This is a genomic window from Clostridium sp., from assembly GCF_036569345.1.
GTDB lineage: Bacteria > Bacillota > Clostridia > Clostridiales > Clostridiaceae > Clostridium_AD.
In genome coordinates this window covers 22818-47664 of record NZ_DATCQT010000106.1, presented here as the reverse complement: position 1 = coordinate 47664, position 24847 = coordinate 22818, and the positions used below count along the sequence as shown (strand labels likewise).

The 24847-nt window shown below is 29.4% G+C and carries 24 protein-coding genes and 1 tRNA gene; 5 read left to right on the top strand and 20 right to left on the bottom strand.

Translation table 11 applies throughout. From position 1 onward, the window contains the following. Positions 1–102 precede the first annotated feature (102 nt). Both VIM70_RS10855 and VIM70_RS10850 read right to left on the bottom strand, forming a co-directional pair. Positions 103–189, bottom strand: a tRNA-Leu gene (locus VIM70_RS10855). 99 nt (positions 190–288) lie between these two features. Continuing rightward, positions 289–1101, bottom strand: a complete 813-nt coding sequence (locus VIM70_RS10850; protein WP_331945778.1) for an SGNH/GDSL hydrolase family protein — start codon at positions 1099–1101, stop codon at positions 289–291. 186 nt (positions 1102–1287) lie between these two features. On the opposite strand from VIM70_RS10850, the gene VIM70_RS10845 reads away from it, so the two are divergent. Beyond that, the gene (locus VIM70_RS10845; protein WP_331945777.1) at positions 1288–1773 is read left to right on the top strand and encodes a DUF4883 family protein; all 486 of its coding nucleotides are present in this window, start codon (positions 1288–1290) and stop codon (positions 1771–1773) included. Positions 1774–1885: 112 nt separating this feature from the next. Here the strand turns inward: VIM70_RS10845 and folK are convergent, their stop codons facing one another. The 3 genes from folK to VIM70_RS10830 are packed head-to-tail and all read right to left on the bottom strand — an operon-like array spanning position 1886 to position 4085. Beyond that, positions 1886–2704, bottom strand: a complete 819-nt coding sequence (gene folK / locus VIM70_RS10840) for a 2-amino-4-hydroxy-6-hydroxymethyldihydropteridine diphosphokinase (protein WP_331945776.1) — start codon at positions 2702–2704, stop codon at positions 1886–1888. A 33-nt stretch (positions 2705–2737) separates the two neighbouring features. Next, complete coding sequence (gene folP / locus VIM70_RS10835; protein ID WP_331945775.1) at positions 2738–3544, bottom strand: dihydropteroate synthase; 807 nt, start codon at positions 3542–3544, stop codon at positions 2738–2740. 58 nt (positions 3545–3602) lie between these two features. Further along, positions 3603–4085, bottom strand: coding sequence for an HD domain-containing protein (locus VIM70_RS10830; protein WP_331945774.1), 483 nt, complete (start codon positions 4083–4085; stop codon positions 3603–3605). A gap of 311 nt (positions 4086–4396) precedes the next feature. Here VIM70_RS10830 and VIM70_RS10825 point away from each other — a divergent pair, with 311 nt between their 5' ends. Further along, positions 4397–5230, top strand: a complete 834-nt coding sequence (locus VIM70_RS10825) for a PHP domain-containing protein (protein ID WP_331945773.1) — start codon at positions 4397–4399, stop codon at positions 5228–5230. A gap of 302 nt (positions 5231–5532) precedes the next feature. On the opposite strand, the gene VIM70_RS10820 is transcribed toward VIM70_RS10825, so the two are convergent. From VIM70_RS10820 to VIM70_RS10810, 3 genes are all read right to left on the bottom strand, one after another. Further along, a complete protein-coding gene (locus VIM70_RS10820) occupies positions 5533–6969 on the bottom strand; it encodes an aminopeptidase (RefSeq protein ID WP_331945772.1) in 1437 nt (478 codons plus the stop codon). Positions 6970–7089: 120 nt separating this feature from the next. Then, on the bottom strand, positions 7090–8013 hold the full coding sequence (hprK, locus tag VIM70_RS10815; RefSeq protein WP_331945771.1) for an HPr(Ser) kinase/phosphatase: 924 nt from the start codon (positions 8011–8013) through the stop codon (positions 7090–7092). Between the two features lie 66 nt (positions 8014–8079). Further along, positions 8080–8247: a DUF896 domain-containing protein gene (locus tag VIM70_RS10810; RefSeq protein WP_331945770.1), complete on the bottom strand. Its 168-nt coding sequence runs from the start codon at positions 8245–8247 to the stop codon at positions 8080–8082. 337 nt (positions 8248–8584) lie between these two features. Between VIM70_RS10810 and VIM70_RS10805 the strand changes: the two genes are divergently transcribed. Continuing rightward, complete coding sequence (locus VIM70_RS10805; RefSeq protein WP_331945769.1) at positions 8585–8761, top strand: aspartyl-phosphate phosphatase Spo0E family protein; 177 nt, start codon at positions 8585–8587, stop codon at positions 8759–8761. Positions 8762–8790: 29 nt separating this feature from the next. Here VIM70_RS10805 and VIM70_RS10800 read toward each other — a convergent pair whose 3' ends face one another. Both VIM70_RS10800 and VIM70_RS10795 read right to left on the bottom strand, forming a co-directional pair. After that, positions 8791–9189, bottom strand: coding sequence for a hypothetical protein (locus tag VIM70_RS10800; RefSeq protein ID WP_331945768.1), 399 nt, complete (start codon positions 9187–9189; stop codon positions 8791–8793). Between the two features lie 219 nt (positions 9190–9408). After that, positions 9409–10584, bottom strand: a complete 1176-nt coding sequence (locus VIM70_RS10795; protein WP_331945767.1) for an FprA family A-type flavoprotein — start codon at positions 10582–10584, stop codon at positions 9409–9411. A gap of 343 nt (positions 10585–10927) precedes the next feature. Here VIM70_RS10795 and VIM70_RS10790 point away from each other — a divergent pair, with 343 nt between their 5' ends. Then, positions 10928–11764: an NAD(P)-dependent oxidoreductase gene (locus tag VIM70_RS10790; RefSeq protein WP_331945766.1), complete on the top strand. Its 837-nt coding sequence runs from the start codon at positions 10928–10930 to the stop codon at positions 11762–11764. A 211-nt stretch (positions 11765–11975) separates the two neighbouring features. On the opposite strand, the gene nadC is transcribed toward VIM70_RS10790, so the two are convergent. The 8 genes from nadC to VIM70_RS10750 all read right to left on the bottom strand — a co-directional run bounded on the left by nadC (position 11976) and on the right by VIM70_RS10750 (position 20319). After that, positions 11976–12812 carry a carboxylating nicotinate-nucleotide diphosphorylase gene (gene nadC, locus VIM70_RS10785; RefSeq protein WP_331945765.1) on the bottom strand — a complete coding sequence of 279 codons (837 nt, stop codon included), beginning with the start codon at positions 12810–12812 and terminating at the stop codon, positions 11976–11978. Further along, on the bottom strand, positions 12793–14118 hold the full coding sequence (locus tag VIM70_RS10780) for an L-aspartate oxidase (RefSeq protein ID WP_331945764.1): 1326 nt from the start codon (positions 14116–14118) through the stop codon (positions 12793–12795). Before VIM70_RS10780 ends, nadC begins: the two co-directional genes overlap by 20 nt. 4 nt (positions 14119–14122) lie before the next feature. Then, positions 14123–15031, bottom strand: a complete 909-nt coding sequence (nadA, locus tag VIM70_RS10775) for a quinolinate synthase NadA (RefSeq protein WP_331945763.1) — start codon at positions 15029–15031, stop codon at positions 14123–14125. A gap of 175 nt (positions 15032–15206) precedes the next feature. After that, positions 15207–15677, bottom strand: a complete 471-nt coding sequence (def, locus tag VIM70_RS10770) for a peptide deformylase (RefSeq protein WP_331945762.1) — start codon at positions 15675–15677, stop codon at positions 15207–15209. A gap of 149 nt (positions 15678–15826) precedes the next feature. Beyond that, positions 15827–17515: a B12-binding domain-containing radical SAM protein gene (locus VIM70_RS10765; protein ID WP_331945761.1), complete on the bottom strand. Its 1689-nt coding sequence runs from the start codon at positions 17513–17515 to the stop codon at positions 15827–15829. A 99-nt stretch (positions 17516–17614) separates the two neighbouring features. Further along, entirely contained in the window at positions 17615–18133 is a 519-nt protein-coding gene (locus VIM70_RS10760) for a class I SAM-dependent methyltransferase (RefSeq protein WP_331945760.1), read from the bottom strand. A gap of 100 nt (positions 18134–18233) precedes the next feature. Then, positions 18234–18935, bottom strand: coding sequence for a zinc dependent phospholipase C family protein (locus tag VIM70_RS10755; RefSeq protein ID WP_331945759.1), 702 nt, complete (start codon positions 18933–18935; stop codon positions 18234–18236). Between the two features lie 85 nt (positions 18936–19020). Beyond that, on the bottom strand, positions 19021–20319 hold the full coding sequence (locus VIM70_RS10750) for a hypothetical protein (protein WP_331945758.1): 1299 nt from the start codon (positions 20317–20319) through the stop codon (positions 19021–19023). A 222-nt stretch (positions 20320–20541) separates the two neighbouring features. On the opposite strand from VIM70_RS10750, the gene spoVB reads away from it, so the two are divergent. Then, the gene (gene spoVB / locus VIM70_RS10745; RefSeq protein WP_331945757.1) at positions 20542–22053 is read left to right on the top strand and encodes a stage V sporulation protein B; all 1512 of its coding nucleotides are present in this window, start codon (positions 20542–20544) and stop codon (positions 22051–22053) included. 68 nt (positions 22054–22121) lie between these two features. On the opposite strand, the gene VIM70_RS10740 is transcribed toward spoVB, so the two are convergent. Continuing rightward, positions 22122–23750, bottom strand: coding sequence for a polysaccharide biosynthesis protein (locus VIM70_RS10740; protein WP_331945756.1), 1629 nt, complete (start codon positions 23748–23750; stop codon positions 22122–22124). 12 nt (positions 23751–23762) lie between these two features. Beyond that, positions 23763–24716: an RluA family pseudouridine synthase gene (locus tag VIM70_RS10735; RefSeq protein WP_331945755.1), complete on the bottom strand. Its 954-nt coding sequence runs from the start codon at positions 24714–24716 to the stop codon at positions 23763–23765. Positions 24717–24847: the final 131 nt, after the last annotated feature.

The window sequence follows — 24847 nt, the reverse complement described above, 5'->3', positions numbered from 1 at the left end:
ATATTTATATTAAATACAATTAAAATTCTAGTCACCTTTTAGTCACCATTCTAGTGTTTTGGGCATGAAAAAAGGCTTTCAAAGAAATCTTTGAAAGCCTTTTGGTGCCGAAGGCGGGAATCGAACCCGCACGGTTGTTACACCTCTGGATTTTGAGTCCAGCGCGTCTGCCAGTTCCACCACTTCGGCATGTCTGACAAAAAATATCTTACCATATATATATAATTATTGCAAGTTGTTTATTATTCTTATTTGCTTTAATTTATCAAACAAGTTATTTAAAATCAATTATTTCATAAATTTAATTTCTCTCAACCTACTCACAATAACTTCAGCCATCTTATTAGCACCTTCTTTATTAGGGTGCAAATAACCACCACTATCATTAGTTACATACTTTGTTATATTATCTTTATTCCAACAATTAGTTAAATCAACAAAAGGAATTTTTTTAGCAATTGAAAATTGACCTATTGCCTTCCCATAATCTATATTCATTAATCCAATATTATTTACCAATCCAGTTTTATCTTTAAATGCACCTTGGTTTGGCAACATTCCAAAGGTAGTAGACATAAATATTATTTCGGAGTTTGGGAATCTTAAAACTAATTTTCTATAAATAATATTCAAAGCTCCATAAAATGTGTTGGTATCAGTATTATCTATGTTTCCCAAAGGTAGGCTCTGCGCCCAATCATTTGTTCCTCCCATAAATAAAATAACATTGCTTCCTTTTGGTATTTCATTTATTCGAGCATCTTGCCACATAGCATTTTGAGAGCTTCCACTTACTGTCGTACCACTTTTACCTTCATTACTAAACTTACTAAATCCTAATTCTGATACTACAAATTGTTGCCATTTGCCTTGCCTTGTTATACTATCTCCTAATGTAGATAACGCCAATCCATCATATATCTTTAAGACTTTTATACGTGCCTCTTCTTGTTTGCTGTTTAATGCCATTGCTACTTTGCTCTGTTCTTGACCTATTTTATAATCTCTTACTATATAAGCTCCTAATAATATAGTGCAAATAAATGTTACTAAAATACATACTATATACTTTTTTAAACCTCTGTGTCTATTATTTACCATGGTATTCCGCCCCCATGCAATATTGTATCAAACTATTTAATAACTGTCTAATATTTCCTTAAGCAACAATAAAACATGCCATATATTCGTATTGTGTACTAAAATATAATTGTTCAACATATTTTATTTACAGGAGCGTTAAATCATCACCTACACTGTTTAAATGTCGTTAAAGGATGTGATTATTTGAGTATTAATATAAAAAAATGTATTTTACTCATAATGTGTATGCTTTTTTCTTTAGGCCTCTTTGGCTGTAAATACAGTTTTGATAAAAGCATTTTTATAAAAAGTAAACCAACCAATTATTATTATACCAATTTATTAATGAAGGATTTGTCTCTAGAACCACCTACTGAGCTTTATGCTCTATATATGAATTTTTACAAGAAGGAAGATTTTTCTAAAGAGGATTTATCCACATTTACTAATTTTTTTAATTCATTAAATGATGCTAGTTTCATAAATAAACCCGCGAACTTACCAGCTAAACCAATATATAAAATATTTTTAACCTTTAGTAAAAATAAATATATGATAAATATCTATAACGAAAAAACTATTTCAATATACCCCTGGGATGGTGATTACAGCATGGATTACATTGATACAACTAAAATGTTCAAAGCCTATAATCTTTATGGACTATGCAAATACCTTATACCTAAATAAAACATTTGTTTTTTACCCATCTAAGCCAATTATCGATATATAAAAAAAGAAATAAAAGTATTTATGCTTTTATTTCCTTTTAATCATCTATAAAAATAACAATTTAAAAATCCTAATTATTTTGCAACGTTGTCTTCATTTGAATTATAGTTTTATTTAAAATCGGATGTATAACATAAGGTGCTATATCGCAAAGTGGCTCTAAAACAAACATTCGCTCCTGCATTCTTGGATGAGGTAATATTATTTCTTCTAAAGAACTAATAACATTATCATACAATAATACATCCAAATCTATTGTTCTAGGACCCCATCTTATAACTCTCTCCCTTTTTAATTCCTTTTCTATAGATAACAGAGATCTTACAAGTTCTAATGGACTCAAAAGTGTTTTCACTTCAACAACACAGTTTAAGAAGTCCTCTTGATTTAGATATCCTACTGGCTTAGTTTCATAAAACTTTGATGTTTTTGTTATTTTAGTATTATGAGAATTATTTATAAGCTCTAATGCATCTTTCACATTTTTCTCTTTGTCACCCATATTTGAACCCACACCAATATATGTTATATGCCATTTTCTATCTATTTCTACCGCTGCATATTTAAGTGGCTTTCCAATAGGGGCCCAAGGTTTTTTAATTTTAACCTTTACTCTTTGAACTAAATCATAATTTAAGAGTATAAACTCAGCTAATTTTTCTGTAGCTTTTTCTATTAAATCATAGTTTTCCTTGGTAAATTCTTTCTCCACCAATTGGCAAAGCTCGCCATAATGAACAGTTTTTGTTATATCATCAGTGGTGCCCGCTTCTCTTAAACTAAGGAAAAGCTCCAATGAAATTAAGAAACGTTGTCCCAAGGTTTTTTCCTCTTGAAACACGCCATGGTGTGCGTAAACTTCTAAATCTTTAATGTACATTTTGTCCATAGAATTTTCTCCTTTATAGTTAAGTGTATTACCTTAACTTCTGAATATAGCATCTGATAAGACACAAACCCTTTTATTTTCTTTTATATCATGCACCCTTATAAATTCACAACCCTTCATTATCCCAATAGCTGTAGTTGCCAGTGTTCCCTCTAACCTATTGTCTACATTTAATCCTTGTGCAAATCCTAACATAGATTTTCTTGAGGTTCCAAGCAATACTGGGTACCCTAATGTATTCAGCTTTTCTAGGTTATTAATAGTTTTTAAATTATCCTCATAGCTTTTTGCAAAACCGATGCCTGGGTCCAAAATAATATTTTCTTTTTTAACTCCTGCTTTTAGTGCAATTGATATACTTTCTTCTAAATCCTTTAATACATCTTCAATTAAATTATTGTAAATTTTATTGCCTCTATTATGCATTAAACAACAAGGTACATTATATTTGGCAGCAACTATCGCCATGTATGGGTCCTTCTTAAACCCCCATATATCATTAATCATATCTGCTCCTGCCTTAATTGCAATTTCTGCAACCGTACCTTTATATGTATCCACAGAAATTGGAACACTCAGTTCCTTCTTTAAAGCCTCTATTATTGGAACTATTCTTTTAATTTCTTCTTCTTCACTAACTAATGAGTGCCCAGGCCTTGTAGATTCTCCTCCAATATCGATAATATCTACTCCTTCAGCCACCATTTTTTTTGCATGATTTATTGCTGCACTTATATCATTAAATTTTCCTCCATCTGAAAAAGAATCAGGAGTAATATTTAAAATTCCCATTATGTAAGTTCTCTTACCAATTTCAAAATCTCGGTTTCCTATTTTCATGAATTTCCTCCTAAAAAAGTCTTAATCAATCCACGCTTTAAATCATGAATTGTTTTTTTCAATATGTTATCTTCAAATTTCTCTTATCTTGGGGCCATTTACAATCATCAATAGCAATGCAATGGACACAATTTCTTGAAAGTTTGTCACACTTATATAATATGTCACTTAAACTATTAAAATCTTCAGAATCATTTCTATGATTGCTTATGGCCCCTATAATCTCATTTATTTCTCCATCAGTATATTTGCACTCCTGCAATATTTTTTTAGCAATAATCAGACTAGCAATATGATGTGGAGTCCCATTTTCATACTGCTCTCCACGACCTATATCATGCAAAAGTGCAGTTGCATAAATCATATATTTTGGTGTTTTAAAATTATTTTCTAAACTCATTATATACATAAGTCTTGCCACATCTAAAAAGTGTTGCATATCATGCAAGCAGAATTTTCTATGTTTTTCTAATTCGCCTATCTTCTTTAAATTATAAACAAAGCTAGGATTTTCGATAATAAGATTTATTTTATCATTCATTAAATTATTATTTATGATTTCCACCTCTTTAGAGTAGTGTTTATTGCTTATAATAACATATTATATCAAACATTTTGCACAAAATCATTTAGATTTAAATATTTTTACTTTTAGACATAATTACAAAATAATAATTATTTATTAAGAACCCCTTTATATATTCACCAATATTGGTTAAAATAGTACTGGGCACATGTATATAGATGAGTCTAGTATAGACTAGGCTAGTATAAATGAGTCTAGCATAGACTAGTTTACTGACTTGTTATTTAAATGTGTTTTATGTTAAACAATAAATTTGAGGTGATTATATGTACAATCGAGGTGATTTCCATCTTCATACAACTGCATCTGATGGAAAACTAAGTCCTAAGGAACTAATTCATGAAGCTTCTCTAAATGGTTTAGATATTATTGCAATAACAGATCATGATACTACTTTAAATGTTGAACAAGGAATTAAAGATGGTATAAGTGAAAATATAAGGGTAATCCCTGGTATAGAACTATCTACTACCCACAATAATGAGAGCATTCATATTTTAGGTTATTTTAAAGATGATAAATATAAAGATGTTGATTTTCAAAATTTCTTAAAGGATATAGATGATTTTAGAATATTTAGAGCAAAAAAAATAATAGAAAATCTAGATATATTTTTCAATATAAAATTAGATTACCAAAATGTTTTAGATGTGGCTCAAGGTGTAATAGCCAGGCCCCATATAGCTAAAGCCATTATAAATGCTGGTTACAAATATGATTGGAAATATATATTTGATAATTTTCTTTCAAACGATAGCCCTGCATATGTGCACATTAAAAGAATTTCAACAGCTGATGGTATAAATATATTAAAAAAAGTTAATGCATTAGTTGTACTTGCCCATCCCGTACTAATTAAAAAATCATCTATAGATGAGATGTTAAGCTTTGATTTTGATGGCATTGAAGCAGTTTATCCAATAAACACAAAAAAACAAAAGACTCTTCTAAAATTAAAAGCTAAAGAATATAGCAAGTTTATTACTGCAGGTTCTGATTTTCATGGAATTTCAACATCAGACACAGGTCACGGTCTTGTTGGTTCAGTTTTCTTAAGCCATGAGGACCTAAATATCTTCGTAAATGCATTAGAATCATAAAAGAGGATGTCTTCACATCCCCCTTTTTTATTTACTAAATATAAATTTTTCTTTTAGTGAGGTAAAGAAAGTATATATTACGTAAAATGCATTTGAACAAGCGTTAGCAATTCTTTGCTAATATTATGAAAGATACGTTAAGAAAAGTAAATGTTTGAGCACACAACAATTGAGAATTGTTGTGCCCCCATGAGGAATACTAAGGGGATAGCGAGTTTTTACTTTTTAGTGTTTTTCATAATATTAGCTTAGAATTACTCAGCGCAGTGAAAAGCAGTTGTAGTAATATACACTTTCTTATTTTATATTTCTAATAGAAAAGCTTCATAAGCTTTAAGAGCTTCGTATATATCTGCTTTACTTGCAATTTCCCATGGCGCATGCATGTTATGAAGAGCAACTCCTGAATCAATAACCTGCATACCATACTCAGCTAAAATATAAGCTATAGTACCGCCGCCGCCTTGGTCCACTTTTCCAAGTTCTGATGTTTGCCATGATACGTTATGTTTATCCATTATAGTTCTAAGTTGCGCAATAAATTCTGGATTTGCATCGTTGCATCCACTTTTCCCGCGAGCTCCGGTGTACTTATTTAAAACTATTCCTTTTCCAAAATATGCAGCATTACGTTTTTCCATAACTGATGGGAAGTTTGGATCATATGCGGCACTTACGTCTGAAGATAACATTTTAGAATTTGCTAATGCCCTTCTCACCTTTAAGTCACTATATTTACCCGTTAAGTTAACAATTTCTGCTATTGTATTTTCAAAGAATTTTGATTGCATTCCTGTTGCACCAATACTTCCAACTTCTTCTTTATCAACAAGTAAAACAATACAAGTTTTGTCTGTTTTCTTAATATTCATTAATGCTTCATAAGATGTGTACGCACAAACTCTATCATCTTGACCATAAGCCATAACCATACTATTATCTAGCCCATAGTTTCTAGCTCGCCCTGCAGGTACTACTTCGAGTTCTGATGATACGAAATCTTCTTCATCTATATCATATTTAGCGTTTAAAAGTCTTAATATATTTAACTTAACTCTGTTTTTAGCATCTTTATCCTCGATTGGTATACTCCCCATGAATACATTTAAATCTTCACCTTCAATACCTTTGTCTAAAGTCTTTTTCATTTGCTCTGCTGACAAGTGAACTAAAAGATCTGAAATTCCAACTACTGGTTCTTTTTCATCTTCTCCTATTACTACATTCACTACTGTTCCATCTTTCTTAACAACAACACCATGTATAGCTAAAGGTAATGTAACCCATTGATACTTTTTAATTCCACCATAATAATGTGTTTTAGCTAATGCTAAATCTGAATCCTCATATAATGGATTTTGTTTTAGATCTAATCTTGGTGAGTCAACATGCGCACCTAAAATTTTAAAACCCTTTTCAATAGGCTCAGACCCAATTAAAAATAATGCTAAAGTTTTTCCCATGCTATTCGCATAAACTTTATCACCAGGTTTTAATTTAGTATCATTATTTATGTAAGTTTCAATGTCTTTGTAACCATTTTTTTTAGCTAAAGTAATAAACTCAGTAACGCATTCTCTTTCAGTTTTGCATTTTGACATAAAATCTATATAATTGTCAGATAGTGAAAATACTTTTTCAAGATCACTTTTATTATATTTGTCCCAAGCTAATTCATATTTTTTTTCTAGATCTTTAACAACAGGCGTAATTTTCTCTACTTTTTTAACATCAGACATATTTTTTTCCTCCCTATGATAATTATTTTCTACGTTTACTATTTTACTAAATTTTTCCTTAAATTACAAACATAAAAACTTCTTTCAAAAAATTAACTGTCTTGTTAATCCATTTTCCACCTATTCATTACGTGCTTTAGTTACTTCCTCGATTCTCATATTTATAGTTTCTACAGGTGTTATCTTAGAATTTAAACTATATCGGTAATTAGCTGCAGCTGCTTCAATAATCACTGCTATATTTCTACCTGGCCTAATAGGCAATGTTATTTTTCTAATAGGCACACTTAATATATCCATAAATTGATTATCTATACCAAGTCTATCATATTCTTCACTCTCGTCCCATTGAGTAAGTGAAATAAACAAACTAATAGTCTTAGTGTTTAGAACGGAACTCATACCGTAAATTGCAGGGATATCTATTATCCCCATACCTCTGACCTCTAGCATGCCTGAAGTTATGTATGGACAATGTCCAAGTAACATACCATCAATTTCTTTAATATCTACTGCATCATCTGCAATCAGCCTATGGCCCCTCTTTATTAGCTCCAAAGCACATTCACTCTTACCTATCCCACTTTCTCCACTCAATAATATTCCTATACCATAGACATCCACTAGAACACCATGAAGCCTAGTTTCTGGAGCTAGCTTAGTATCCAAGTAATTTGTAAGCTTACTAATAAATCTTGAGGAGATTGATTTTGTTCGTAGAAGCCAACGTCCATTTTCTTGGGCTGCCTTCACAATTTCCGCGTGAGGCTGCAAATACCTAGTTAATATAACGCAGGGTGTGTCTAATTTAAAATATTTGTTTAAACGTTTCTTTCTAAGGTCTGGTTCCATGCATTCTAAAAAACTCCACTCTGCCATACCTATTAATTGAACTCTCGTATTATCAAAATATTCGTAAAATCCTGCAATTTGAAGACCAGGTCTATTAAAATCACTAACAGTAATTAATTTCTTCTTGTCTCCTTGTACTAGAACTTCTAAATTAAAATGCTCTATTAATTCATCTATGGTAACAACAGCCATTATAACTCCCCCTTTCAATTACTTTATAAATTTATTTTTATTTTGTTAATGTCTCTAATGTATTTATTATACTTTTTTAATTGTATCTAATTGTGCTTTGAAATTTCTTTTAACATTGTTAATATATTTTTGCCTTAATTCTTGTTGCTCTATTTTCTCTTCCTCTGTGAGTCCCTCTTCTTTACTTTTCTTATAAAGACAATTTACTCTGATCGTTAATTCATCCATATTCATATTACCACTCCTATACTATTTTCAACTTTTTTATTATAGCAAAATGTTTTTTACATAAAAAATAGAAATCATACATATGCTACTTTTTATAATTATATCACAAGAAATTTAAGACCTTTTTCGTCATTTACATATAATTACAAATAGGTTCGTTCAACATCTCCATGTGTTTTCTTGGTATATTTTACCATATTATCCTTGTTTTTTTAAAGAAATTATAGTTTATTATGTAATTTTTTATATTTTAATGACTAATAAAAAATTTAACATGTATAGAATAATATGGTATTATATATTTATTCCACAAAAACAAAAATCTGGAGAAGAGGTAAATTAAATGAATATTAAACTAAGAATTTTAAAAAAAGAATTAGAATCATTAAGAACAATTTTACATTTTCTGTTGAATTTTAATAAACCCACAGACAAAATAGTTGTATCATGCAGCCAACAACTAGATGAAGTCATAGTTAAATATCAGAAAATTAAAGCCACTTTAAAAAAAGTGGCTTAATAAATCCACATAACATCATAACAATTAATTTAGAGATCTAATTCCATTAATATATCATCAATTTCCATATTAACATCTTTAGAATAAAAAACTACTGCGAATTCATTAAATTCATATTCATCTTGTGATATATCACACCCAATAAATTCATATTCAATATCAAGTTTCTCAGTACATTCTTCCATAATATCTTCAACATTATCTGCTGCAATATCACTTAAATATGGCAGAAAAAATTCTTCATACCAATCTTCTTTTTCCAGTTTAAAATCTCCTTCTTCATTTGCATAAGCTGTAGCCGCTTCAATTTCTACATTATCATAATAATATTTAAATTTAAGAGCTATAGTTTCCTTTTTATATTCAATTTCAGCTATCTCACTTAGGCCATTTTTATTTAAAAAATTTATTATATATTGTTTATTCAAATATAACCCCTCCATAGTGTCTGTAAATTATTAATCCTAATTTTATGATTATGTAAAATCGTTGAAATATATTTGTTTTATAATAATATTATTTAATATATCAATTATTATATTCGCTTTATTTAAAATATTTTTAATTCGTATAAAAAAAAAGAAAAATTTCACTATTAAAGTGAGATTTTCTTTTTTTATTATTAAAATATTTTAAATCAAGTATCTTTATTTTAAAATTTGAAGATACTCTTCCACAAATTTGTCTGCTTTCTCATATTCTTCGTCACTAGGAACAAAATTGAATTTTAGTCCTTCTTCTACTACTTTAAATTTCAGTGACTTTAATCTTTGTGTGAGCATAGGAGTTCCTTCTCCACTCCATCCATATGAACCGAAAGCAGCTGCTGCTTTGCCTCTGTTTATAATAGGGCATACAAGAGATAGAACATCCCAAGCAGGCTTTACAGCATCTTGATTAATAGTTGGAGAACCAATCATAATACCAGAGGCTTTATTAATCAATTCCACAATATCACTTAGATTCATAGAAGTAATTTCATGAGCCTCAGCCTTTACCCCAGCATTATTTATTTTCCTAGCTAAATATTCACCCATAATTTTAGTATTATTATAGGCGGAAACATAAAAAATTTGAACATTTTTTTCTTTTATCTCATAAACTTTAGCCCATTCTCTATAAAGATCTATATACTTTTTAACATCATTTATATGTATAGGACCATGACTTGGAGCTACCATATCTAATTGTAAGTCTTTAATTTTATCCAGTCCTGAATTTACGAACTTTTTAAAAGGCCCCATTATAACCTCAAAATAGTATTTCATTTCATCAAAATAATCACCTGCGCAATCATCAGTAATACATTTAACTGGTGAATAGTGACAGCCCATTACATCACAAGTAAATAATATTTTTTGTTCCTTAACATATGTAAACATTGTATCAGGCCAGTGTAAATTTGGTGCAGAAATAAATTGAAGTGTGTTTTTACCGAGTGAGATGTCTTCTCCTGCTGGTATGCTTTTAAATTCTTTGTTAGCAATCTGTCCCAAATATTTTATAGCAGCTCTAGATCCAACAACAGTAGCTTCAGGATAAGCTTCTATTAACTTTCCTAAAGAACCACTATGGTCGAGTTCAGTATGTTGCACAATTATGTAATCAACTTTTTTCTCTCCAATGATACCTTTTATTTTGCCTAAAAACTCTCCAAAAAAACCATCCTTAACAGCATCTATTATAGCAATTTTTTCATCATCAATTAAATATGAATTATATGTAGTTCCTTTCTTTGTCTCCATTATAATGTCAAATACCTTAAGGTTAGGGTCATTTACACCAATCCAGTAAATATTGTCTTTTAATTTTGTTGTTTTCATTTTAAAATCCTCCTTATATCTCTCTTAGTAGAAAAGAATTATCTGCATATATATTTATATGATTTTAATTATCTTATGTATTATCTTATGTATAATATATTTTACCACATTTACCAAAAGCGTTCAACTAATAATAATTATTAGTTAATATCTTTTATGTATTTCTCCGGATTCCATAATTTATAGTTTGTCATTTAAACATGAAAGTATTCTCTCAAATCTTTATCAGTTAATTTTCCTTACTTTATATACTTGAAAATTCCACATAACAAATTATCTAATTCTTTAATAATAAAGTTTGACCATCATATACTATAATATCATGAACTTTTAGGAGGTATTTATGAAAATTCTAATAACTGGTGCAAAGGGTAATATTGGAACTTATTTTTGTAGCGCCTTGTCAAAATTGCATACTATATATGGGTTAGATAAAAATGAACTTGACGTAACAGATAAAATAGCTATTGAGAAAACCCTGAATCTATTAAAGCCTGACGCTGTAATCCATACAGCAGCTATAACAAATAAATATATTTGTGAGTACAATGAAGCTTTGGCCTATGGCGTAAACACTATTGGAACTTTAAACATTTCTCATTGCTGTAATTTGCTTAATATACCCCTTATATACCTGTCTAATGCAGATGTATACGGTGATAATAAAACATCACCCTACAGGGAAGTTAATGACTGTACTCCATTAAACACATATAGCAAGAGTAAATTAGGGGGGGAAGAATTAATCCAAACTATTTGTGAAAAATATTTTATTATCCGCACCTCAAACATATTTGGTGGAAATGATTGTTTTGTGCGAAAACTAATAAATGGTAAACACACATCAATTTATCTATTTTCAAATCCTACTATTTGTATAACTCATATTGAAGATTTAACTTCAGTCCTTCAGAAACTTCTAGCTACTGATAAGTATGGGATATATAACTATACTAATGAGGGCTATTTGTCAAAATCAATGTTAATAAAGAGTATAATAGAATTTGGTAATCTTAACGTTCCATTAATTGTAAGTTCAGATAAACTTTTATCCAATATCATCAAAGAATCCAAATATACCTGCGTAGATAGTACTCTTATAAAAGATTCCCTTAATATTGAAATTCCATCTTGGAATGATAGACTAAAATCTTATATTAATAAATGTCTTGAGATTTAAACAATAAAGGTTTTTATAGATTATGCTATAACGAAAAGTATATATTGCTAGAAATGCGTTCACGTCGCCAAGTAATTCTAGCAATATATACTTTTGTTAGCATTATTCAAGAAAAATATTTCATTTTCTATTGCAAAAGATTAGAATTTCTTAATCAAATTTCATGTTTCGAGTTTGGTTGCAAGGCACGCAGGAGAGCTCCCATACTTTATTATCTATTAACTAAATTCTTCATACTTAAATCTAACGCTTTAAAAGAATGAGTCAATGCTCCCACAGATATATAATCAACTCCGCAGTTTGCTACGCTCATAATATTATCAAGTGTTATATTTCCAGATGCTTCAACTATTGCTTTTTTATTAATTATTTCTACTGCTTTTTTCATATCTAGCTCGTCCATGTTATCCAGCATTATAATATCTACCTTAACTTCTAGAGCTTCATTAATTTGATTTAAAGATTCAACTTCAACTTCGATCTTTTTAACAAATGAAACATTTGCACGTATAATATTAACTGCCTCTTTTATTCCTCCAGCAGCACTTATATGGTTTTCTTTTATCAGCACACTATCAGAGAGATTATATCTATGGTTACAACCTCCACCAATTTTTACAGCATATTTTTCAAATATCCTCATGTTAGGTGTAGTTTTTCTTGTATCCAAAATTTTAGCTCCACTACCAACTAATTTATCTACATAAGTTTTAGTTAAAGTAGCAATGCCACTCATTCTTTGAAGATAATTTAATGCAATTCTTTCACCTGTCAATATATGTTTTGTATTACCACTTAGTTTTGCAATGCACTCCCCACCCGTAACTATATCTCCATCATGTTTTAAAAACTCTATATTAACCTCACCAAGTATTTTAAAAACCCTCCCAAATACAGGAAGTCCAGCAATTACTCCATTTTCTTTAGCTATTAACTCAACACTACAATTACATCCATCATTTATAATAAATTCAGTTGTAATATCGTTTTGAGGTACATCTTCTTTTATTGCATCTATAATAAGCTTATCAATAATTAACCAATTCATTCCTTATTCCCTCTCCCATTCTCTTAAATTTATCTATAATTATAGTTTTATTAATTTCACTATAATTTCTAAGGGTGTTTATGTCCTTTATGTTTTCATAGTTTGAAGCATTAATATTTTTATAATTTAAATTAGTAATATCACTTATAGATTTATTTATAAACTCAGAAGCCCTTCTAGAAAAAACCAAGGCTTCTAGTAATGAGTTACTTGCTAACCTGTTTGCTCCATGTACACCTGTGCAACTCACCTCACCACAAGCAAATAAATGTTCCATAGATGTTCTAGAAAATAGGTCAACAGCGACTCCCCCCATATGATAATGTTGTACTGGTGTTACTGGTATTTTATCTTTGGTAATGTCTATGCCGCTCTCCAAACATCTTTTATAAATTCCTGGGAACCTATTTATAATATACTCCTTGCCCTTAAATGAAATATCCAAAAACACAAATGGTTTACTCGACTTTTCTTCTTCATCGTAAACTGCCCTTGCAACTACATCTCTTGGTAAAAGTTCATCAACGAATCTTTTGCCTTGCTGATTTAGAAGTTTGGCACCTTCACCTCTTAGTGACTCCGATATAAGGAATTTCTCACAATTCTCATTCTCGTCGTATAACGCAGTTGGGTGAAACTGCACATAATCTAAATTAGAGGTTTTAATATTATGTCTTAGTGCAATAGCTATTCCATCCCCAGTTAAACCTCTCCTGTTAGTTGAATTTCTAAATAGACCTCCAATGCCACCTGTTGCTAAAATAGTTTCTTTAGAATATATATTTATTCGCTCTTCGCCCTTTGTGACTATTCCTCCACAACATATATCGTTTTCAATAATAATATCAAGCAAAGTAGTATTTTCAAATATTCTAACATTTTTTTTAGTTTTAATTACCTCTAATAAAGATAGAAAAAGCTCTTTCCCAGTTTCATCTTTATGATAAACAATTCTATTGATACTATGCGCACCTTCCTTTGTATATTTCAATTGTCCATTTTCTAATTCAAAGCTAACTCCATAATCTTTTACTTTATTTATATTATCTATTGATTCATATACTAAGGTTTTTACAGCTTGCTTGGAATTTTTAAATTTTCCTGCTTTTAGTGTATCTTGTATAAATAGATCAAAATCCTTTTCATCTCTAGCTACTGATATTCCTCCTTGAGCTAAAGAAGTATTGCATTCTTCTACCGAATCTTTAGTTATTAAAAGTATATTTAAGTTTTCATCTAGATTTAATGCGGCATACAAACCAGCTGCCCCTGTTCCAACTATTAAGACATCTACAGAAATTTCCATAAAATCACCTCGCCATTTCATGCATAACACTAAGACATTTGTGCGCCGCTTGTCTTATATCTTCATCTAACGTTATTTCATGCTGTTTATAAAGAAGACTTTTGTAAACATCATCTAGAGTATTTCTCTTCATACTGCAACATGTCATAGGTGTCTTTGGTGTTATAAATTTCTTATTAGGATTTTTATTCTTTAAATCGTAAAGTATACCTTCTTCTGTCACAATCATATATTTTTCTCCATCGTCATGAGTAGCAAATTTAATTATATCTCCAGTGCTTCCTATAAAATCAGCTAATTTTCTAATTTCTCTATTACACTCTGGGTGAACTAATATTTTTATGTGTTTATCTGCGTTTTTAACTTCAATGATCTCTTCTGCACTCACAAATTCATGTACGCGACAAAAACCATTCCATAAAATCATGTTCTTAACATGAGCTTTTTCATTTATATATTCACCTAAATTTTTATCTGGTATAAAAATTATTTCATCACTATTTAAGTTATTAATTATTTTTAATGCATTTGAAGAAGTACAGCATATATCACTTTCTGCTTTCACTTCTGCTGTGGAATTTATATAACATACAACCTTTGCATTTGGGTGTTGCTCTTTAAGCTCCCGAACATCTTCTCCATTAATCATATCTGCCATAGTACATCCAGCCTCTATATTGGGAAGTAACACTGTTTTTTCTGGTGATAGTATTTTTGCACTCTCAGCCATAAACTTTACTCCACAAAATACTATAGTCTGCTGGTTACATTCTTTGGCTTTTTTACTAAGATAATAAGAATCTCCTACAAAATCAGCTATCTCTTGAATATCATCGTTTTGATAGTAATGTGCTAAAATCAAAGCATTTTTTTCTACCTTCAATTGCTGAATCTTCTCTTTTAACTCTTGCATTTGCCAATACACCTCTCTTTATATGCATATACCAGTGTATATACACCAGTATTCCATATTATATTAACATTTGTCTATTAAAATATCAATATGTTAAAAAAATAAAAAAGGCGTAGGGTATGATTTTAGTAATCATACCCTACGCCTTTTAAACATCATTTCTAATATAATATTATTATTCCGGAATTAGTTCATACATTGTCTCAGCTCTGGACATATATAATATTCCATCTAAATGGTCAATTTCATGACAAAAGGCTCTTGCTAGTAACCCCTCAGCCTCATATGTTACTGGTTTTCCTTTAATATTTATCCCTTCAACAGTAACATTTGTAGGTCTAAATACTTCACCTTCATATCCCAAATAGCTTAGACAACCTTCATTATCCTTTTCATTACCAGACTGAGCTGTAATTTTAGGATTTATAATAATTATTGGATCTTCCTCTTCTTCACCTAAATCAATTAATATAACTCTTTTTAAAACACCTATTTGAGGAGCGGCTAGGCCTATCCCATTACCCTCATAAAGGGTATCCATCATATCGTCAATTAAGTTTAAAATCCTTTTGTCTATTTTTTCAACCTTCTCGCAAATTGTATTAAGACGTTTGTCTCCATATTGCAAAATTTTTCTAACTGCCATGTTCATTCTCCTTTTTCTTATATTAATTGCCTTACGCAATAAATTTTAATTATATACACCATATATTCTAATATAAATAACTGATTTCATCAACTTAATTTTTCACAAAAAAATAAGGTATCTTAAAAGACACCTTATTTTTACCAAATTTACTTATTAATAAAATAAGATATATCTGTTATGCTTTCAGCTTCACTCATATCAAAAATCAAATAAAATTCGCCTTCACTTATTTGTCCATTGTCCAAAAACTTAATAATGTCTATCTTGAAATTCTCTAAATGATAATCCGTGTAAGGCAGTTCTATATCACCTTTTCTTTGAGAATCTTTTAGATATCTTTCAAAGTTTTTACTAGAATCTCTTAAAAGAAAGTCAGGCATATATTTTTTCTTATTAAACTCCAAATAATCAAACTTAACAATTTCTTTTAAAATTTTATTATCAAAGTGTAGATACTGCTCATTAAACTCTAAAAATATTTTATAATAATCCACTGATGATATACTTCTACTTAGATATCCTTTATCATAAAAAAACGTACCTAAGCTTAAATAAAAATCAAATACATTTTCAAAATTAGGGATAAAGTATTTTAATATAGTTTTAAATTTACCAGAATTATAGTATTTATCCACTACCTCTTCAACTCTTTTTAAAAGAATGATTTCCTCATAACTTATATCACTTGTCTTTAAGATCTCATAAGGTGGATATGGAGCATATACCATTCCCCATTTTTTCACTTCATCCTTCATAGGAGCCCCTTTTAATATTTTCAAGAATCCAAGTTGTATTTCATCCGGCTCTATTGTGTACAAATCATTAAAAGATTTTTTAAATGATTCAAGATTTTCTCCTGGAAGTCCTGCAATTAAATCTAGATGCTGCTTTATATTGCCATACTTATTTAGCTGAACAACCTGCTTTTTTATATCCTCAAAAACTACGAATCTGTTTATGTTTTTTAATACTTCATTATTTGTAGTCTGAACTCCAACTTCAAATTGGAACCTACCCTTAGGAGCTTTTTCTAAAAGTTTAAGCTGCTTATCATTTAGTATATCTGCTGAGATTTCAAAATGAAAAGTGGTTTCGATATCTAAACTCATTAAATATCCCCAAATACCCATAGCGAATTCATCGTTGCAATTAAAAGTCCTATCAACAAATTTTATGAGTTTCACTTTTTTATCTATTAAAAATTTCAAATCCCTTTTAACCCTTTCTAAATTCATAAACCTAACGCCACGTATAGTTGAAGAAAGACAGTATTTGCAGTTGAATGGACATCCTCGTGATGATTCATAATATATTATTTTATTGTTTAAATCATCATCCTTAGTGTAGGGGAACACAATGGTATTTATGTCCATAAGTTTTCTTTTTCCCCCATAAAATATTTGACCATTTTCTTTATAGTATAAGCCCTTAACATCTTTAAGGCTAATATTCTCTATCATACATTTTATAAACTCTCTGAAGGTTTCTTCTCCTTCTCCCTCAATTAAATAATCTGATAGACTATCTTTTAAATAATTCTCACTGTCAAAGGATACTTCTGGCCCTCCATATAACAATTTTATATTATTATCTATAAGTTTAATTAAATTAGATATCTGTTTAACATAATATTTATTCCATATGTAACAAGATAAAACGACTATATCTGCTTTCTCTGATATAATTTCTTGTACAATTCTTTCTACTCTATCATTTATAGAAAACTCTCTTATGAGAGATTCATAATTTAGATCCTCAGTAAAGGCTTTTAAATATCTAATTGCAAGGTTACTATGTGTAAACCTCGAATTTACTCCAACTAACAATACTTTCATTTTTACTTCCTTTCTTAGCTCATCTATAAAACATGTTATCACAAATCTTCAATTGCATCCAAAAATTCTGAGGGCATAATAAACATATACCCTCTATCTTTATGCTTTTTTTAAACCTTTCTTCTTACATATCATATAATAAACATTGTCTGAATTTTTAAGTGTTACTATTTCAAAATAAGGCAATAAAATTTTCATTGTGTTTTCTTTAGAACTATCTTTAAATATATTTAAGTCTATTTTGTTTATTTGTTTTGTGTTCTTATCAGGTAACACAATCTTTATTTTCGAATTAAAAATTTTAGCAAACCCTTTATCTATATCCCATATATATAACAAACCATCTGTTTTTAAATATTTATATATATCTCCAATCAATTTATTTTTACTTTGCGTGAATTTTACATCACTTAAAGTAAAAAACAGTGCACAGCTGTCATATGTCCCTTCTTCAATTGCTCTTTTTTCATCCTTACCCTCTATATAATCTATACTACTGCTATCATCATTATATTGTTTGTAGATATTATATATAATTCCATGGTTAGAAAAACCTATATCTAACAAATTACCTTTGAAAATTTCTTTCTCTAAATTTATAAATACCTCCCTTTTCAATTGCTAATCTCCCTCCCCCCGCGAATAATAAAATTTTATGAGTTTTTACTTTATTTTATTTATTCTTCAAAAACAAAATAATTCCTTTAAAATAAAGGAATTATTTTTTAATTTCATTGTAAAAATCTAGCATTAATCCTGCTGTTGTCTTTTGCGCTCTCTGAACTATAAGGGTAGATACTTTCTTATATTTATCTTCCCTGTTTTTTATGTTTGCATTAGCAATATGAGTGTTACTAGCAAATATAGCATTATTCTTTATATAGTCTTCTACATTATCCTGTCTTATTATTTCATTATAGATAGGAAAAGAATAATCACTCATTAATCTACTTATAATCCAAAGCTCGAAGTTCCTGTGATTTTTTAAAAGTTTATTGTTTACATGTTGAGGCACAGTGGCATCTTGTACTAAATGACACGCTGCTCCAAAATAAAACAGTGCTTGCCTTGAATCCCCTGCTTCTATAAATCTTAGGGCACATTTATAATATTTATCAAATTCAGCTAAGGCATTTGAAAATCCATAAAGACCTGTGCCCTTTCTATAATGATAAAAATGATTCGAGCTTTTAAAATCTTGATCTGCCCATGTAACCCCATTATTTAGTTCATTTATATGTCCTTTGTAAAAACTATGAACTTCACTGTATCCCTGATTTTTCAATATTTCGATGGCTTGAATATTAATAAATTTATGAACTATACAATGAGTTTTCATAATCTTTTTTTTGATTGGATTTATTGTTACCATTAATCCTTTTAAAGTTTTTCCATAGGTATATTCAAATCTTTTCTTCAAACTGTTCACCTCTTACTTTAGTATACGCTAAATATGCTTTAAAAACATATTTGAATTTCTCTTAATAATATTTACTTACTATATTCTAGTTCTTTTTGCTCAAACCGGCAAGTATACTCACTATTAGAGTTACCACAATCACTAATAAATAATAAGTAAATCTCTGCATAACCCTACTGTTATCAATGTTCTCATTTTTCTTTATGCTAATTAGATATCCACTTTTGGAATCCAACACAATTAAATCATTAAAAAATTTCATGCTAGATATATTTGTATTATTTCCAAATTTTACTACTTCTTTAAGTGCACCGATTTTTTTCAAACTATATATACTATTATCATTCTTTTCATAGAAATATATACAGTCTGTATCTCCTAATATTCCTGTTTTATCAATTGCTAAACTTACTAAACTATCCACTGCTTTGTGTTGATAAATTGGTGCAGGAGGATTTGTTGTAGGTTGATTATCTAAAATAAATGGTATTGAAGCATTCAACGAATTTTTAAATTTAGGTGATATTATTGGATCTCCTCCAGCATAATCTGGAAAACCATACCATGCATTTTTTTTGATTTGATATATATAATCGCTATCTCCCTTTACGGGCCTTAATCCCCTATCCTCCATTCCTCCAACACTAACCAATAATTTCCCTTCACTGTTAAAATCCATTCCCTTCATATTTCTTATACCCCAAGCAAAGTTTCCTTGTGTCCCAGTTTTAAGATTATAAATTATTATTGATGAATTTCCAATCAAATGCTGGGTTATCATTTGTCCCTTCAAGTTCCTAGTTTGATAGGAAACAAATGCTCCTGTTTTATTCTCTCCAAAACCAGTCCCTTTTATAGTTAAACTCTTTGGAGAAATATCATGATTTTGAGGAAAATCATCTAGCCACTTATTGTCCGGACCCACCACTCCTGAATTTGTTGCGGCGCCTATTGTCACAAATAAGTAATCCCCATTTATTCGAATCAAACTACTATTATAGTCTCCATAATTAGGTATATTCTTAATTATTTCTTTGTTTTCTTTTGATATTATATTATATGAATATACGAAGGTACCAGATGCATAATATAATATTTTATTGTTATAATCCAAACTTGTTATACTTAGCTTCTTATTTGTAAATATATTATAAGCCCTGCCAGCTTTATCTATGTACTGTACTCTATCTTTGAAAGCTACATAATAGTTTCCTTCATTGTCTTTAGTAAAATCTACTGCATTACTTAATCCCTTCAACAAAATTTGTGATTTTAAAACATCAGTTTTCATTGTAACCTTATATTCTTTAAACGAACTTTTTAATGAAAATAGTGCAAAAGCCATTGCAGTTAGAATAAATATTAATCCAATGGTCTTTTTCATACTTCCCCCCTAAATTATAAATGCTCTAATTTATATATATTTATATAGATTAGAGTATATGTATTAATATCTATTAAAGTATTGTAATTTTTTCATTATTAATTTAAAAACAAATATGATTTTATATTTTCATGTCCCCTAAAGAATATAATCATAAAACTTCACATACTAATTATTAATAACTGTTATCTATAAACGTTAAGATTAAGGGGGACACTTTCATTGATTAAAGATAACTTCTACAGAGACTCAATAATACTCACAGTTTCAAATTTAATAGCAGGAATACTTAGATTTATGTTTTCAATTTTACTTTCAAAAAAATTAGGGGCAGAAGGCATGGGGTTATATAGCTTAGTAATGCCTATTTACGATTTATTTATTTGCCTTATTTGTGGTGGTATGGTAACAGCTATTTCAAAAGAAGCTTCAGCCTATTATGGATTAAAGGATTATGGTAACTTAAACAAAACTATACATACATCCCTAGTTTTTGATTGTGCATTTGCAATTATAATAACAATTTTAGTTTTTGTTTTTTCACCATACATTAGTACATATATAATAAAAGATCAAAGAACACTATACTCCCTTTGGGTTATTTGCCCCGCTTTAATCTTTGTTGCTCTTTCCTCTATATATAAGGGTTATTTCTACGGCATTTCTAATGTTAAAGTACCTGCAATAATAGATATTGTTGAAAAAACTGTAAGAATGGCCATAATACTCGGAATAATAAATTTCTTTGCATTAAAAAATGTAACAGCTACAGTAACTGCTACATATATATCCTTATCCATTGGGGAACTTATAAGTTTTATTTTACTATTCGCCTTCTATGAAAAAAGTAAAAATAAATTTAAAGGTACTCTTAAGAAAACTGAAGGTAGAGCTCAACTTTTATTTAATGTACTTGTTGTTTCATTCCCATTATGCTTAAATGGCTTTTTAAATACAGTGATTTCTGCCTTATCCACATTAATTATACCAGGTAGACTAGTCTATGCAGGTTTAGAGTATACCGAAAGCTTATCCTTAATAGGTAAATTTTCAGGTATGGCAATGAGCATTGTGTTTTTTCCTTTTATTATTGTAATGTCCATGGCAACCATGTTAACTCCGGATATTTCTAAAAGTATTAGTAAAAATGATTTTAATAGTTTAGAACATAGAATCATAGAAGTTATAAAAATTTCGTTTTTACTAGGTGTTTCAACTATGATTATATGTTTATGTATAGGAGACTCCTTGGGAAAACTATTTTTTGACAGATATGACCTAGGCATTTATATACGTATTGCTGCTTTGAGTGCACCATTTATGTATATGTCTGGTTCAACCTTTGGAATCTTAAATGGACTTGGGAGGCAAAAGGATCTTTTAATAAATTCTGTAGTGACCTCTATTCTTGAACTTATCTTGTTATATGTATTATTAGGTATTCCAAGTATAAACATTTTAGGTTACGGCATAGCTCTTCTTATAACCTCTATAGCAAGCTTTATTATGAATATTCTTTCAATTAAAAAATCCTGTTACATACAGTTTCCAATAAGTGAAATCATAATGGATATTTGTCTTAGCATACTCTTATATTTCATATTAAGAATTTTAAATAATGTTATACCCGATTCTATTTTTATCACTAAAAACGTAGTAATAATTGCTTCTGGCTTCTCGCTATTATTAGTTTCTCTACTTCTAACAAAAAACTTTAACAAGTCTAAATCTTAATTATTATGATCGATGTTGTTCATTGGCACCGACCATTTTATTAATAAGCCTTAGACTTGTTTAAATTTCTACCTAATTCTATTTAACATAGACTTAGGTATAAGTTTCGTAATCTTACGTGGAAATACCCCTAAATCCTCTTTAGTTATCCCACCTATGAGCACTAATATGAAGAAATAAGTAACTATTGCTAAGGTCATAGAAACAATTATAGCTAAAGCATTAGCAACATATCCTTCTTTAATAAAACTAAATATAAAATCAAAGTTACTATACATAAGTATTGCAACTATTGCCATGCCACCCGAGGCTATTATTGGTTTAATCGCGTGTTTAAATAGATTAATTTTAACCTTTAATGCTTTGTTCATAGTAATATAGTTCAATGTCATAAGTATGGCAAAACTTACTCCATTGGCCATAACCGCACCTAATATATTAAAACTTGGGATGGCCACAAAAATATAGTTTATAATTATTTTCCCTATTAATCCAATCACTGCATAAACTGTAACTAAATAAAGTTTTCCAAGTCCTTGTAGAATTGAAGTTTGAATACTAACCACAGCCATAAGTACTATTACAACCGACCCATATGTAAGTAATCTTGAAACGTCAGAATCATATTGAATGAAATATACTAAAGGTTTAGCTAAAACTGAAAGTCCAACTGCGGAAGGTACTGCTACTAAAAAGCATAACCTAAAAGCATAATTAATTTTAGATCGAACAGCTTTTTTATCCTTAATTGCCATTAAACTAGATATAGAAGGCAAAATAGTTATGGCTAGTGACGAGATAATCGCTATAGGAACATTTATTAATGTTGTATTTTGACTTAGCACCCCCCATAAAACAGTAACTTGTTTTTGAACAATTCCAGAATCAAGCATTCTTGATTGAACTAACCATAAATCAATTAATAAACCTGCCTGTTGTAGTCCTAAACATATTGTCATTGGCACAGCATAACTTAATAATCTTTTTATTATTTTCTTAGTAGTAAATCTTTTAATTTCTAATTTATTGTATCCTTTGGCAACTCTAAAAACCTTATTTTTTTCATAGGCGTAAATCATATATACTACGGCGACTAGTGCCCCGAGAGATGTTCCAATGGTTCCACCTGCCGCACCTTCTGATATACCATATTTTATAAAACACGCTGCAAAAACTAAACTAAATATAGTATTTGCAATTTGTTCAAATACCTGTGATACAGCAGTAGGAGTCATATTCCCTCTTCCTTGAAAATAACCTCTATAAGCTGATAATACAGATGATATTAAAATAGTTGGAGCTAATGTCATAATTGCTAATTTAGCAGGAGCACTGTGTGTTGCATTAGCTAGAGGTACTACGAGGATAAGCATTAAAAGCGACATAGTCATCCCTAATATTAAAAGTAAAAATCTAGCTATTTTAAAAGTTTTTACGGCATCCTTGTAATTTCCTACAGCTATAAGTTCTGATACCATCTTAGAAATAGCCACAGGAATACCAGCATTTGTCAAAATATACACATATACAAAAATAGTGTATGCTGAGGAATATACACCGTACCCATACCCTCCTAATATTTTTCTTAAAAAAGGTACATATAGTAGAGATAAAAGCTTAACCATAAACGTTGCTGCAGATAATATTGCAAATCCTTTTGTAGTAGATTGTTTTTTAAAATCTATTTTTTCACTCATTTAACCCACCCTTTAAAATTTAAATACATCTCTTTTAATCTTTTTTAATACTGGTGGTAAACTCTCTGCAATAGTTTTATTCTCCATATAAGCTAGTTCCTCTGGGCAATTCTTAAACATTGCCTTATATGCATATAAATATTGATAATCTAAACCATATTTATTCATAAAGAAACTATTCATTTTTTTATCTCCATATTTAGGATCACCAACAATAGCATTACCCAAATGGCTTAAATGTGCTCTAAGCTGATGGCTTCTTCCTGTTAAAAGGTTAATATCTATTAATGAAAATGAACCACAGCTTTGAATATTTTTAACTTCCATTGCTATTTTTTTTGTATCTGGCATTGGGGTGTCAAATACCTGTGATATATTTGCATCCTCATTTTTATATATATATCCCTCATAAACTCCGTCGTTAATTCTATTTCTTACTAAGGCCATATAATATTTTTCAACATTTCTTTCTCTTACCATCTCATTTAAAAGTTTAAGAGATTTGAAGTTTTTACCAAACATAACTATACCTGAAGTATTTCTGTCTAATCTATTACAAGGTGCTGGTGTAAATGTTATTTCATTTTCTGGTTTGTAATCTCCTTTATCAAACAAATAAGAAAGCACATAATCTACTAATGTAGCTTCTCCATCCTTTTGATCAGAATGAACTAAAACTCCTGGCCATTTTTCAACCATTAATATATTGGCATCCTCAAAAGTTATTTTCAGATTATTATCAATTCTTTTAAACTCCTCTTTTTTAAACTCACTGGTAATATATTTTGTTTCAACAATATCACCTATTGCTAAAGAGTGTTTTTCCTTAATTTTGAGACCATTAACCCTAATGTCACCTTTTCTAAAAGCCTTATATATTTTGCTTAAAGGCACATCCCCAAGTACTTTTCTCATGAATTTATCTGTTCGTTGTCCGGCTTCATTTGCTCCAATTTCTATCCTCATTCATATCCTCCTAGTTCTCTTTTATCTATTGTTGTATGACCTAAATAATTAAATCTAATTTATTTTATAATAAATAAACATTTTATTTTATAATTAACCATACTTTTATTTAATAATAGATCTTAATGCAT